Source organism: Streptomyces sp. NPDC051684 (assembly GCF_044453445.1).
Lineage (GTDB): Bacteria > Actinomycetota > Actinomycetes > Streptomycetales > Streptomycetaceae > Streptomyces.
In genome coordinates, this window is sequence record NZ_JBITCS010000007.1 from 234,228 (window position 1) to 246,929 (window position 12,702).

Sequence of the window (12,702 nt, forward strand, 5' to 3'; positions counted from 1 at the left end):
TCCGGCCGACCGGCCACTCGTGCCCCACGTATGGCCGCATACGCGGGTCGGCGCCCGCCGAATCTTTCGTAGCAAGCGCTTTCTACATGAGAAGAAGCTAGCCTCTGGACTGCCGCTCGGACAAGAGCGGATACGAGACCGGGGTCCACGGAGGCCTTGCCGCGGACCCGGGACCCCTCCCGGAGGCTGACTCGATGACCGTGACCCTGGCGGACGTGGCCGCCCGCGCGCAGGTGTCCCCCGCCACCGTCTCGCGCGTGCTGAACGGGAACTACCCCGTCGCCGCGAGCACGCGCGAACGGGTGCTCAAGGCCGTGGACGACCTGGACTACGTGCTCAACGGTCCGGCCAGCGCCCTCGCCGCCGCCACGTCCGACCTGGTCGGTGTCCTGGTGAACGACATCGCCGACCCGTTCTTCGGGATCATGGCCTCGGCGGTGCAGTCGGAGATCGTCGGGCCCGGCGGCCGGGCGGGCGGCGAGCGGCTCGCGGTGGTCTGCAACACGGGCGGGGAGCCCGAACGTGAACTGACCTACCTCACCCTGCTCCAGCGCCAGCGCGCGGCGGCCGTCGTGCTCACCGGCGGGGCGATCGAGGACGAGGCCCATGTAGCCGCCGTGGCAAGCAAGTTGCGACGGCTCGCGGAGGCCGGGACCCGAGTGGTGCTGTGCGGGCGGCCGCCGGTGCCGGACACCGACGCGGTCGCGCTGACCTTCGACAACCGGGGCGGCGCACGGGAGTTGACGGAGCATCTGCTGTCACTCGGGCACCGTCGGATCGGCTACGTCGCGGGCCCCGAGGAGCGCACCACGACCCGCCACCGCCTGGAGGGCCACCGCGAGGCACTGGCCGCGGCCGGGGTGGGCGAGTCGGACGGGCTCGTGGCGCACGGCTCGTACGACCGCACGTCGGGCTACGGGGCGACGGCCGAACTGCTGCGCAGGGAACCGGACTTGACGGCCGTCGTCGCGGCGAACGACAGCGTGGCGCTCGGCGCGTGCGCGGCCCTGCGCGAGGCGGGCCTGCGCATCCCCGAGGACGTCTCGGTGGTCGGCTTCGACGACCTCCCCTTCAGCATCGACGCGGCCCCGCCGCTGACGACGTTCCACCTCCCGCTGGCCGAGGCGGCGGCTCGGGCGGGCCGGATCGCGATGGGCCGGGAGGCGGCGCCCAAGGGGCGGATCGTGGAGGTGCGCGGCGAACTCGTGGTGCGCGGGTCGACGGGGAAGCCGCGCGCGTAGCCACCGCTAACGGGGGACGACGGCGGCGCGGGGTCGGCGCCCCGCCAACCGACACCCGACACAGTTCGCGTGACCGTCACGGGCGGTCATGTCCCGTACGCCGACGGGGTGTTGGGCCGCCGGACGCGGGCCCGGCGGCTTGCCCCAGCCCGCGAGATGCAGGGCCCAGGCGAGCAGCGCGGCTGCCGCGAGCACCGCGGAGCCGAGCCAGAGACCCGGGCGCCAGCCGATGATTCCCAGACCCGCGACCGCGGTCCCGGCCGCGGCGAGCGCGCAGCCGGCCCAGCCCGCGAGGGTGTGCCCTTCGTCCGTCGCCACCATGCGCCACGCCCCCAGTTCCATAATGCGATCGCCCACATTTATTGAGCGATGACTCAAGAACAATCCGAGAGGACCGTAGCACTCTTCTTGAGCGCTCGCTCAAGAAGAGTCGATACAGTGGCGGCATGACTGGCGGGACGACTGAGGGAAAGACCCGGCCGCGCGGACGGCCGCGCACGTTCGACCGCGACGCGGCGCTGGCCGTGGCCGTCCGGCTGTTCTGGGAGCGGGGCTACGAGGCGACCTCCGTCGGCGAACTGACGACGGCCATGGGCATCCGCCCGGCCAGCCTGTACGCCGCGTTCGGGGACAAGAAGTCGCTGTTCAGGGAGGCCGTCGAGGTCTACGGACGGTCCCCCGTCGGCGCCTTCGTCGGCGCGGCGCTCGCCGAGGAGGCGACGGCGTACGCGGCGTTCGCCCGCATCCTGCGCGAGGCGGCCCAGCTCTACGCGGACCCCTCGCACCCCGCGGGCTGCCTGGCCAACAGCGCCGCCACCAACGTGACGGAGCAGGACGCCGAGGTCGCCGTGTTCCTGCGCGACGTCCGCAACGCCGGGGTCGCCTCCTTCGAGGAGCGGCTGCGCCAGGGACGGGCGGCCGGCGAACTGCCCAAGGACACGGACACGGCCGCGCTCGCCTCGTACTTCGCCGCCGTGGTGCAGGGCCTGTCGCAGCGCGCGCGGGACGGCGCCGACGCGCGGGAACTGGCGCAGGTGGCCGAGTTCGCCCTGGCGGCCTGGCCCGGAGACCGGAACTGACACCGGGACGCGGGCGGAACGCGTGGACGCGCCCGCACCCCCGGCGTACTGTGGGCAGCTCCCCGAACCTCTGACTGAGTCAACTGTCCGAGCAGCGAGGTGCCCCATGACCGTGCACGACATCCGGTCCTTCAACCGCTTCTACACGAACGTCATCGGCGCGCTCGACTACAGCCGCCACCTGTACGCCCCGTACACCCTCACCGAGTCCCGCGTGCTGTACGAACTGGCGCACACGGAGAAGGTCGACGCGGCCGACCTGCGCGTCCGACTCAGCCTGGACGCCGGGTACTTGAGCCGCATCCTCAACAAGTTCGAACGGGACGGACTCGTCGAGCGCGGCTCCTCCGAGCGGGACTCGCGGCGCCGCCGCATCACCCTCACCGCGCGCGGCCGCGGCACCTCCGAACTGCTGGAGGAGCGCTCACGGGAAACCGTCGGCGCCCTGCTCGGCACGGTCCCGGCCACCGACCGCGAGCGCCTCTCCGAGGCCCTGCGCACGGTGCGCGAGGTGCTCGGCGACGGCCGCGCGGCCATGCACCCGGAGAACGTCCTGCTGCGCGATCCCGGGCCCGGGGACCTGGGCTGGATCGTGGCGCGCAACGCGGCGCTGTACGGCGCCGAGTTCGGCTGGAACACGGACTACGAGGGCCTGGTCGCACGCATCGTCGCCGACTTCGCACAGGACCACGACCCGCACCTGGAACGGGTCTGGATCGCCGAACTGGACGGCCGTCCCGTGGGCTGCGTGATGTGCGTACGCGACGAGGCCCCCGGCACGGCTCGGCTGCGGTTGCTGCTGGTGGAGCCGGAGGCGCGGGGACTCGGCATCGGCGACCGGCTGGTGCGCGCGTGCATCGACTTCGCGCGGGGCGTCGGGTACCGGGAGATGGTCCTGTGGACCAACGACGTCCTGAAGTCGGCCCGCTCGATCTACCAGCGGCACGGCTTCGTCCTCGTCGGCGAGAAACCGCACCGCTCCTTCGGCGCGGACCTGATCGGCCAGGACTGGAAACTTGCCCTCCATAGGACGGCGGACTGACGGGTAGGGTCCGGCGCATGAAGCTGGCGTTCTCCACCCTCGGTGTCCCCGGTCTCCCTCTCGACGACGTCCTCGCGCTCGCCACCGCGCACGGTTATCACGGTGTCGAACTGCGCGCCCACCCCGAGGAGCCGGTGCATCCGGGCATCGACCGGGAGCAACGGGCGGACGTCGCCGCCCGGTTCAAGAAGGCCGGGGTGGAGGTCCTGGGTGTCGCCGGGTACGCGCGCGTGGCGGCGCCCGGCGAGGACGGGCCGGTGCTCGACGAGGTGCGGGCCCTGGTGGACCTCGCCCGGGACCTCGGCGCTCCCTACGTACGGGTGTTCCCCGGCGGAGGCGACGAGCAGGGCCCGGAGGAGGCCGACGCCACCGCCGCGCGGCGGCTGGGCGTCGCCGCCGAGTACGCGGCCGACCGCGGCGTACGGGTGCTCCTCGAGACGCACGACTCGCATCGGACCGGGGCGGCCGCTTGCCGCGTTCTCGGCCTCGTCGGCCACCGCAACGTGGGGGCGTTGTGGGACGTGATGCACACGTGGCTCGGTGGCGAGCAGCCCGTGGCCTCGTACGCGGCGCTCTCCCCCTACCTGGGGTACGTACAGGTCAAGGACATCGCGGGCCCCGACGACACGACGCCGCTGCCGCTCGGGGACGGGGTGCTGCCGTTGGCCGAGTGCGTGGAGGTGCTGAGTCGGGAGGGGTGGGACGGGTGGTTGTGCTGGGAGTACGAGGCGCGGTGGTATCCGTCGGCGGATCCCCTGCCGGGGGTTCTTGGCGGGGGGCGGGATCACGTCGCGCGTCTGCTGAACGAGTCGGCGTAGGCCGGGATCCTGTTGCGGTCACCGTTGCCTACGCCACGGGGCTCCGCCCCGTGCGGGGGACCAGGGGGCGCACGGTGACCCCGGCCACGGCCACCCCATTCACCTCCTCCGCACCGATTTCACGAAATCCGCGAATTCCGGGAACCCCTACCAGCATGCTTCCGTCAGAAGGACACGCTGCCGGAGAGTCACCGCAGTGCGGTGTCGGCATCGCTGCTGGCTGCGAACGCTGACAAACCCTCTCCGCCGCCTGCGGCCGGCAGCGTCGCCGTCACCGGTGCGCCCCCTCCAAAGTGCCGGTGGCGGCCCCTTCCAGAGGACAGCCGTCCGCCAACTCCCTTACCTGCGCGGAGTCTTGACTGGCAGAAATTTTCCGGATACTCGTTGCGCGCGGAAGTTATTTTCAGGGTCCGCGCCTCCTCCGGAAGGAGCGATCGTGCCACTGTCCAGACGTACCGTGCTCGCCGCCGCCACCGTCGGCGCCGCGGCGGTCGGCCTCACCGCCCCCGTCGCACGGGCCGCGGGCGCCCCCGCGTCCGACAAGGCCCTCAAGAAGATCATCTCCGGGATGTCCCTGGAGGAGAAGGTCGGCCAGCTCTTCGTCATGCGGGTGTACGGCCACTCGGCCACCGACCCCGACCAGGCCGACATCGACGCCAACCTCGAGGAGATCGGCGTGCGCACCGCCGCCGAGCTCATCGAGAAGTACAAGCTCGGCGGCATCATCTACTTCGCGTGGGCGCACAACGTGCGCGATCCGCACCAGATCGCCGATCTGAGCAATGGAATACAGAAGGCGGGTCTCCAACAGCCGTCCCGGATACCGCTGTTGATATCCACCGACCAGGAGCACGGCATCGTCGCCCGGGTCGGCAAACCCGCCACCCTCTTCCCCGGCGCGATGGCGTTCGGCGCGAGCGGCTCCCGGGAGGACGCGCGCAGGGCCGGTCAGATCGCCGGGGCCGAGCTGCGCGCCATCGGCATCCGGCAGGACTACGCGCCCGACGCCGACGTCAACGTCAACCCGGCCAACCCCGTGATCGGCGTGCGCTCCTTCGGTGCGGACCCGAAGGCCGTCGCCGGGCTCGTGGCGGCGGAGGTCAAGGGCTACCAGTCCTCGCACATCGCCTCGACCGCCAAGCATTTCCCCGGCCACGGCGACACGGCCACGGACAGCCACACCGGGATTCCGTACATCTCCCACACCCGCGAGCAGTGGGAGCAGTTGGACTCGCCGCCGTTCAAGGCGGCCATCGCGGCCGGCATCGACTCGATCATGACGGCCCACATCGTGGTGCCCGCCCTGGACCCGTCCGAGGACCCGGCGACGCTTTCCCGCCCCATCCTCACCGGCATCCTGCGCGAGCAGCTCGGCTACGACGGCGTCGTGGTGACCGACTCGCTCGGCATGGAGGGCGTACGGATCAAGTACGGCGACGAGCGGGTCCCGGTGCTCGCGCTGAAGGCGGGCGTCGACCAGCTGCTCAACCCGCCGGACCTGTCGGTGTCGTGGAATGCGGTGCTCGCGGCCGTGCGCGGGGGCGAACTCACCGAGGCCAGGCTCGACGAGTCGATCCTGCGCATTTTGCGACTGAAGTCGAAGCTGGGGCTGCTCAAGGAGCCGTACGTCACCCATGCCGGGGTCGACCGGACCGTCGGCACGCGCGCACACCTCGCCACGGCCGACAAGATCGCCGAGCGCACGACGACGCTGCTCGTCAACAAGAAGGGGCTGCTGCCGCTGTCCCGTCGCACGCACAAGCACGTGCTCGTGCTCGGCGCCAACCCGGCCTCCCCCTCGCTCAGCGACGGCCCGCCGACCACCGTGATCGGCGCGGCGCTCACCGAACTCGGCTTCAGCGCCACGGTCCTCGCGACCGGCACGGCGCCGTCCCAGGCGGTGATCGCGCAGGCCGTGGCGGCGGCGAAGGGCAAGGACGCCGTGGTCATCGGGACGTACAACGTCGCCGCGGGCAGCGCGCAGCAGTCCCTGGTGAACGCGGTGGCCGCGACCGGGGTGCCGGTCGTCACGCTGTCGATGCGCAATCCGTACGACGTCGCCCAGCTGTCCGCCGCCGACGCGCACCTGGCGGCGTACTCGTGGATCGACGTCGAACTGCGGGCGGCCGTCCGGGTGTTGGCCGGGAAGGCGGAGCCGCGCGGGAAGCTGCCGGTGCCCGTGCAGAAGGCCGACGACCCCGCGCAGGTCCTCTACCCGATCGGCTACGGGCTGTCGTACTGACCCGTCCGTAGGGGGCGTACGCCATGGTCGGCGCGCGCCACCCCCAACTGACGCAAAGCCCCCCGCACACCTGGCGTGCGCCCGTCGCCACGGGCCACGCTGGTCGGGATATCGGGGGGTTTTGCCATGCTTGGGCGGTCGGTCGGTGGGGTGTGCGCGGTGCCGGTGCTGGCACTCGTGCTCGCGCTCGGCGGCTGCCAGGGCTCGCCGGGCTCGTCCGGCGACCGGCCGTCCTCGCGCGCGCCCTCCGGGTACGGGGCGGTGTTCCTCGCGGCGGGCGAGTGCAGTTCGCGCGGGCGTACGTCGTTCAACGAGGTGCCGTGCCGCAGCGAGCGGGCGGTGGCGCGGGTCCTCGCCCGGCACGACGGGGAGACGTCGGACGGGCCCGCCTGCCCGGGCCGCAGTGACTTCGTGCTGCACATCAGCGAGAACCGGCCCGCGGCCGACGAGAACGGCGACGGGTCCGTGGACCGCGGCTACGCCTGCATGCGCAATCTGGAGCCCCCGCACCCCGGCGACCCGGGCGGCGGTGGCGGACCGCGCACGATCGTCGGCGACTGCCTCGCGGAGGCCGGCAAGGGCCAGGTGCGGGAGACGGCCTGCGCCGCGACGGGCGGGAGCGCCCCGCGCTACCGGGTGGTCACGGCGGTGCTGTCGCGTGCGGCGTGCCCGCCGTCGACCTCGCTCTACGTGACGCTCGGCGGCAGCAGGCCGGTGGGGTGCGCGGTCACGGTGTGAGGGCCGCGCGGGTCAGCGGTCAGCACAGGATCCAGCCGGTGCGCACCGACTTCGTGCCCACGGAGCCCTTCACCCGGACGCAGCGGTGTCCCGCGTGCACGGTGACGGGGCCCGCGTGCCGGGTGTAGCGGCCCTTGTCGACGACGGCCCGGTTGCCGCGGGCCTGGACGCTCACGGACATGGTGCGGCGGGCGCCCGAGTGCTTGGCGTAGGTGACGGCGCAGACGTAGCCGTTGTTCTTGTAGAGGACCGTGCGGCCGGTCTCGAAGCGCAGGGTGCGGGCGTGGTGGCCGCCGCACAGCGAGGCGGCCCGGGCGCTGCCGACGGCGGGCCCGCCGAGAACCAGAACGGCCGCCGCGACCAGGACCGACAAGACAGGCGCGAGCCCCCGGCGCGGCCTGCGTATGCCGTCCTGTCCAGCCCCCTGTCCACGCACCGCAGCCCCTCCTGTCACATCGGCACCAGCGTACTGCTGAACCTGACGCACCAGACCGGCCGGACGGTTGCGCCCCCACCCTCACGCCGAAGAGCCGGCCTCCACGGCCTCCCCCAGGAACGTCCGCCACAGCGCCGCGTACTTCCCGTCCAGCGCCAGCAGCTCGTCGTGCGTGCCGTCCTCGGCGACGCGGCCGTGGTCCATCACGATCACGCGGTCCGCGCGGGCCGCCGTTGTCAGGCGGTGGGCGACGACCAGGGTCGTGCGTTTGCCGGAGATGCGGTCCGTGGCCTGGTTGACCTGGGCCTCGGTGGCGAGGTCGAGGGCGGCGGTCGCCTCGTCGAGCAGGAGGATGTCGGGGTCGACGAGTTCGGCGCGGGCCAGGGCGATCAACTGGCGCTGTCCGGCGGACAGGTTGCGGCCGCGCTCGGCGACCTCGTGAAGGTAGCCGCCGTCGAGCGTCGCGATCATCTCGTGCGCGCCGACGGCCCGCGCCGCCCCCTCGACCTCGGCGTCGTTCGCGTCGGGGCGGCCGTAGGCGATGGCGTCGCGGACCGTGCCGGGGAAGAGGTAGGCCTCCTGCGGGACGACGCCGAGCCGGTGCCGGTAGGCGGTCAGGTCGAGCTCCCGGAGATCGATGCCGTCGACCGTGATTCTGCCGCGATGGGGTCTCCCCTGCTCGGAGCTTGTCGAAGAGCTTGGGGAAGGGTCGTAGAACCGGGCGACGAGCTTGACGAGCGTCGACTTGCCCGCGCCGGTCTCGCCGACGAACGCGACGGTCTGGCCCGCGGGGATGCGCAGATCCACATCGCTGAGGGCCACCTCCGGCTTGTCGGCGGAGCCGTACGCGAAGTCGACGCCCTCGAAGGCGATCTCGCCGCGCAGCGACGGCACCTCGCGGGGCCGCTCCGCGTTCTTCGTCGACGTCGGCTCGCGCAGCAGTTCCTGGATGCGGCCGAGCGAGACGGTGGCCTGCTGGTAGCCGTCGAAGACCTGGGACAACTGCTGCACGGGCGCGAAGAACAGGTCGATGTAGAGGAGGTACGCGACCAGCGCGCCCGTCGTCAGGGTGCCCGCGTCGACCCGGTGCGCGCCGACCGCGAGGACGGACGCCGTGGCCACCGCCGACAGGAGCTGCACGAACGGGAAGTACACGGAGATCAGCCACTGGCCGCGGATGCGCGCCTTGCGGTAACTGGCGCTGCCCGCCGCGAACTTCTCGCCGCCGTCCCGCTCGCGCCGGAATGCCTGCACGATCCGCAGCCCCGCCACGGTCTCCTGGAGGTCGGCGTTGACGACGGAGATCCGCTCGCGGGCCAGCTCGTACGCCTTGACGCTGGAACGCCGGAAGAAGAACGTCCCGATGATCAGCGGCGGCAGCGTCGCGAACACGACGAGCGCGAGCTGTACGTCGATCACAAGGAGCGCGGCCATGATGCCGAAGAACGTGACGAATGAGACGAACGCGGTGACGAGTCCCGTCTGGAGGAACGTCGAGAGCGCGTCGACGTCGGTCGTCATCCGGGTCATGATGCGGCCCGTCAGCTCCCGCTCGTAGAAGTCGAGCCCGAGCCGCTGGAGCTGGCTGAAGATCTTCAGGCGGAGCGAGTACAGGACCCGCTCGCCGGTGCGTCCCGTCATCCGGGTCTCGCCGAACTGCGCGCCCCACTGGGCGAGCACGGCGAGCAGCGCGAGCGCGGACGCCGCCCACACCGCGCCGATCGCGAGCTGCGAGACGCCCTCGTCGATGCCGTGCCGGATCAGGATCGGCAGCAGCAGGCCCATGCCCGCGTCGACGGCGACGAGCGCGAGGCTGACGAGGAGCGGCGCCCCGAATCCGCGCAGCAGCCGACGCAGCCCGTACGAGTCCTCCGGCGTGACGGCCCGCGTCTCGTCGATGTCGGGGGTGTCGGTGGCCGGCGGCAGCGCGTCGACCTGCGCGAGCAGTTCCGGTGTCGCGGGGGTCCCGGCGAGCGCGGCGTCCCGCGGCTCGCGGTCGCCCGTCCACAGCCTGGGGGTGACGCCCCGCTCGGCGTCGAACTCGGCGTCGAGCTCCTCGCGTACGGAGGTGTCCTCCACCGGTTCCCCGGCGGCGGGCGCTGTGTGACCGGGCGAGACCCCGCCCAGTTCGTCGGGGTCGGTGAGCAGGCGGCGGTAGAGCGGCGAGGAGGCCTCCAGTTCCTCGTGCGTGCCGATCGCGGCGAGCCGTCCGCCGTCGAGCACGGCGATCCGGTCGGCGAGGCCGAGGGTGGAGCGGCGGTGCGCGATGAGCAGCGTGGTGCGGCCCGCCATCACGTGGCCGAGCGCCTCGTGGATCTCGTGCTCGACGCGGGCGTCCACGGCGGACGTCGCGTCGTCGAGGACGAGGAGGCGGGGGTCGGTGAGGATGGCGCGGGCGAGCGCGACGCGCTGGCGCTGGCCGCCGGAGAGGGTGAGGCCGTGCTCGCCGACCTTGGTGTCGTAGCCCTCGGGCAGGGCCGAGATGAAGCCGTGGGCCTGCGCGGCGCGCGCGGCCGTCTCGATCTCCTCCTGCGTCGCGCCCGGGACGCCGTACGCGATGTTGGCGCCCACGGAGTCGGAGAACAGGAAGGAGTCCTCGGGGACGAGCCCGATCGCGGAGCGCAGGGACGCCGTCGTCAGCTCGCGCACGTCGTGGCCGCCGACGAGGACGGCGCCGTGCGTGACGTCGTAGAAGCGCGGCAGCAGCAGCGAGACGGTGGACTTGCCGGAGCCGGAGGAGCCGACGACCGCGAGGGTCTCACCGGCCCGGATCTCCAAGGAGAGGCCGTCGAGGACGGGGCGTTCGGCGTCCGCGTAGGTGAAGGACACGTCGTCGAACTCGACGGTCGCAGCCGCGTCCGCGGGGAGTTCCTTGGTGCCGTCGGTCAGCGAGGGCTCGGTGTCGATGAGCTCCAGGACGCGCTCGACGCCCGCCCGCGCCTGCTGCCCGACGGTGAGCACGACGGCGAGCATCCGCACCGGGCCGACGAGCTGGGCGAGGTACGAGGAGAACGCGACGAACGTGCCGAGCGTGACCTGCCCGTGCACCGCGAGCCAGCCTCCGAGGGCCAGCATGGCGACCTGCCCGAGGGCGGGCACGGCCTGGAGGGCGGGGGTGAACTTCGAGTTCAGCCGGACGGTGCGCAGGCGGCCCGCGAAGAGCCTGCGGCCGACCGTCTTGAGCTTCCCGGTCTCCTGCTCCTCCTGCCCGAACCCCTTGACGACGCGGACGCCGCTGACGGACCCGTCGACGACCCCGGCCACGGCGGCGGCCTGCGCCTGCGCGTACCAGGTGGCGGGGTGCAGCCGGGAGCGGCTGCGCTTGGCGATGAACCAGATGGCGGGGGCGACGGCGAGCGCGACCAGGGTCAGCGGCGGTGACAGCCACGCCATGATCACCAGGGATATGACGAAGAGCAGGATGTTCCCGATGGTCATCGGGAGCATGAAGAGCAGGCCCTGGATCAGCTGGAGGTCGCTGGTGGCGCGGCCGACGACCTGGCCGGTCGACAGCTCGTCCTGGCGCCGGCCGTCGAGCCGGGTGATCGAGCCGTACATCTCGGTGCGCAGGTCGTGCTGGACGTCGAGGGCGAGCCGGCCGCCGTAGTAGCGGCGGACGAACGCGAGGACGTAGACGATGACGGCCGCGCCTATGAGCGCGCCCGCCCACACGGCCATGGACCGGGAGTGGTTCCCGATCACGTCGTCGATGATCACCTTCGTGATCAGCGGGACGAGCGCCATGACGCCCATGCCGCCGAGCGAGGCCCCGAGCGCGAGGACGACGTCCTTGGGATGACGCCATGCGTACCCGCCCAGACGTTTCGCCCAGCCCCGTTGTTCCGCCACTCCGTGCCGCCTCCCGCTCGCTTGACCTCTCGCCCTGAGCTGCCGAAGGGCCAACGCGACCGAGAGCGGATTTCATCCCGCTGTAACAATCTGCCCGGGTCGGCGCGCGGACACGGTCAGCGAGTAGAACCGGGTGATCTGGTTCGCGCTCTGGTTGTCATCGCTGGCCAGGAGCAGCCGCAGCGCGCCGTGCGGGCCGCGGCCCGTGACCGTCATCGCCTCGATGTTGTCGAGCAGCGGGTTGGGCTGCGGCTGGTGGGCGGGGGCGCCGAGCGACGGGCAGTGCGCCAGGTCGGCGAGGAGCGTCTTGTGGGCGAGGCGGACGCTCTTGTGCCCCGTGAGTTCGTCGATGCCGGAGGTGTCCGTCGCGCCGCGCAGCTCGGCGGCGTAGAGCCGGATCGTGTTGCCGACGCCGCTGGTGAAGCCTCGTTCCAGGACGAGGAGGCGGCCGTCGGGAGCTGCGGTGACCTCGGAGATGCCGAGGTTCGCGTCGGTGCGGTAGCCGTACTGGGCGGCGGGCTCGAAGGCGCCCGTGGGCGTGCGCCGCCAGGTCTGGAGCCGGTTGGCCTCGTCGCCGGTGAGCGGGGACTCCATGGAGGCGAGGAGGGTGCGGCCGCCGCGCAGCAGGGTCAGGCCCTCGAAGGAGGCGTTGGCGCGGGCCCTGGCGGTGAGCCGGTCGGGGACCAGGAGGCGGGCGAGGATCCGGGCGCCCGAGCGGTCGTAGCGGCGGATCGAGGGCTCGGTCTCGGAGGTGACGAGGTAGGTGCCGTCGCGGTCGACGACCAGTCCCTCGGAGTCGAGCGCGGCCCCCCTCTCGTCGGCGAGCGGCGCCACGGAGCGGGGCGCGAGGGTCTTCCCGTCGAGCGTGAACAGGGACGAGCGGTCGGAGAGCGCGGCCAGGCGCCCGCCCCGGTCGGTGGCGAGCGCGGAGATGTTGCCGACGAAGGTGCCGTCGTACGTCGTCTTGTCGAGGGCGTCGGAGTAGCCGGTGACCGACACCGAGGGGGAGCAGTTCCCGTCCGGGCCCTGGGCGGCGTGCGCCGGTGCCGAGACCGTCAGGCAGGCGGCGGTGAGGGCGACGGCGGCGAGTACGGAACGTGCTGGTCTGCGCGACATGGGGTCACGGTAGGGCGCGGCCGACGACGCAGGGGCGGACTTCCCGTGAACGATCCGGACCGGCCCCCGGCGGCATCCGCGTCCCGGCCCCGGCCGCATCCACAGGTGACGCCCAGCTTCACCACAGCCCGCCCCCACGGG

Annotated in this window: 10 protein-coding genes; 6 read left to right on the forward strand and 4 right to left on the reverse strand. The window is 72.5% G+C overall.

Annotation, left to right across the window (positions count from 1 at the left end; genetic code table 11):
- Positions 1–194 precede the first annotated feature (194 nt).
- Entirely contained in the window at positions 195–1,241 is a 1,047-nt protein-coding gene (locus tag ACIA8D_RS11540; RefSeq protein WP_399230977.1) for a LacI family DNA-binding transcriptional regulator, read from the forward strand.
- Between the two features lie 6 nt (positions 1,242–1,247).
- Here the strand turns inward: ACIA8D_RS11540 and ACIA8D_RS11545 are convergent, their stop codons facing one another.
- Positions 1,248–1,583 carry a hypothetical protein gene (locus ACIA8D_RS11545; protein WP_399230979.1) on the reverse strand — a complete coding sequence of 112 codons (336 nt, stop codon included), beginning with the start codon at positions 1,581–1,583 and terminating at the stop codon, positions 1,248–1,250.
- A 104-nt stretch (positions 1,584–1,687) separates the two neighbouring features.
- On the opposite strand from ACIA8D_RS11545, the gene ACIA8D_RS11550 reads away from it, so the two are divergent.
- The 5 genes from ACIA8D_RS11550 (at position 1,688) to ACIA8D_RS11570 (ending at position 7,160) form a co-directional block, all read left to right on the forward strand.
- Positions 1,688–2,320, forward strand: coding sequence for a TetR/AcrR family transcriptional regulator (locus ACIA8D_RS11550; RefSeq protein WP_399230981.1), 633 nt, complete (start codon positions 1,688–1,690; stop codon positions 2,318–2,320).
- 106 nt (positions 2,321–2,426) lie between these two features.
- On the forward strand, positions 2,427–3,362 hold the full coding sequence (locus ACIA8D_RS11555; protein WP_399230982.1) for a GNAT family N-acetyltransferase: 936 nt from the start codon (positions 2,427–2,429) through the stop codon (positions 3,360–3,362).
- 17 nt (positions 3,363–3,379) lie between these two features.
- Positions 3,380–4,180 (forward strand): sugar phosphate isomerase/epimerase family protein, encoded by an 801-nt coding sequence (locus ACIA8D_RS11560; protein WP_399230983.1) that lies wholly within the window; start codon positions 3,380–3,382, stop codon positions 4,178–4,180.
- A gap of 433 nt (positions 4,181–4,613) precedes the next feature.
- On the forward strand, positions 4,614–6,422 hold the full coding sequence (locus ACIA8D_RS11565; RefSeq protein ID WP_399231074.1) for a glycoside hydrolase family 3 protein: 1,809 nt from the start codon (positions 4,614–4,616) through the stop codon (positions 6,420–6,422).
- 126 nt (positions 6,423–6,548) lie between these two features.
- The gene (locus ACIA8D_RS11570; protein WP_399230985.1) at positions 6,549–7,160 is read left to right on the forward strand and encodes a hypothetical protein; all 612 of its coding nucleotides are present in this window, start codon (positions 6,549–6,551) and stop codon (positions 7,158–7,160) included.
- Positions 7,161–7,179: 19 nt separating this feature from the next.
- Here ACIA8D_RS11570 and ACIA8D_RS11575 read toward each other — a convergent pair whose 3' ends face one another.
- The 3 genes from ACIA8D_RS11575 to ACIA8D_RS11585 all read right to left on the reverse strand — a co-directional run bounded on the left by ACIA8D_RS11575 (position 7,180) and on the right by ACIA8D_RS11585 (position 12,561).
- On the reverse strand, positions 7,180–7,596 hold the full coding sequence (locus ACIA8D_RS11575) for a hypothetical protein (protein WP_399230987.1): 417 nt from the start codon (positions 7,594–7,596) through the stop codon (positions 7,180–7,182).
- Positions 7,597–7,677: 81 nt separating this feature from the next.
- Positions 7,678–11,445 carry an ABC transporter ATP-binding protein gene (locus tag ACIA8D_RS11580; protein ID WP_399230989.1) on the reverse strand — a complete coding sequence of 1,256 codons (3,768 nt, stop codon included), beginning with the start codon at positions 11,443–11,445 and terminating at the stop codon, positions 7,678–7,680.
- Between the two features lie 72 nt (positions 11,446–11,517).
- Positions 11,518–12,561, reverse strand: a complete 1,044-nt coding sequence (locus ACIA8D_RS11585; protein WP_399230991.1) for an esterase-like activity of phytase family protein — start codon at positions 12,559–12,561, stop codon at positions 11,518–11,520.
- Between the last annotated feature and the right edge of the window lie 141 nt (positions 12,562–12,702).

What these genes read in the sequence shown, in the direction of transcription:
- ACIA8D_RS11550 (WP_399230981.1), top strand. Translation starts at nt 1,688, where the DNA reads ATGACTGGCGGGACGACTGAGGGAAAGACCCGGCCGCGCGGACGGCCG.
- ACIA8D_RS11555 (WP_399230982.1), top strand. Translation starts at nt 2,427, where the DNA reads ATGACCGTGCACGACATCCGGTCCTTCAACCGCTTCTACACGAACGTC.
- ACIA8D_RS11540 (WP_399230977.1), top strand. Translation starts at nt 195, where the DNA reads ATGACCGTGACCCTGGCGGACGTGGCCGCCCGCGCGCAGGTGTCCCCC.
- ACIA8D_RS11560 (WP_399230983.1), top strand. Translation starts at nt 3,380, where the DNA reads ATGAAGCTGGCGTTCTCCACCCTCGGTGTCCCCGGTCTCCCTCTCGAC.
- ACIA8D_RS11545 (WP_399230979.1), bottom strand. Translation starts at nt 1,583, where the DNA reads ATGGAACTGGGGGCGTGGCGCATGGTGGCGACGGACGAAGGGCACACC.
- ACIA8D_RS11570 (WP_399230985.1), top strand. Translation starts at nt 6,549, where the DNA reads ATGCTTGGGCGGTCGGTCGGTGGGGTGTGCGCGGTGCCGGTGCTGGCA.
- ACIA8D_RS11585 (WP_399230991.1), bottom strand. Translation starts at nt 12,561, where the DNA reads ATGTCGCGCAGACCAGCACGTTCCGTACTCGCCGCCGTCGCCCTCACC.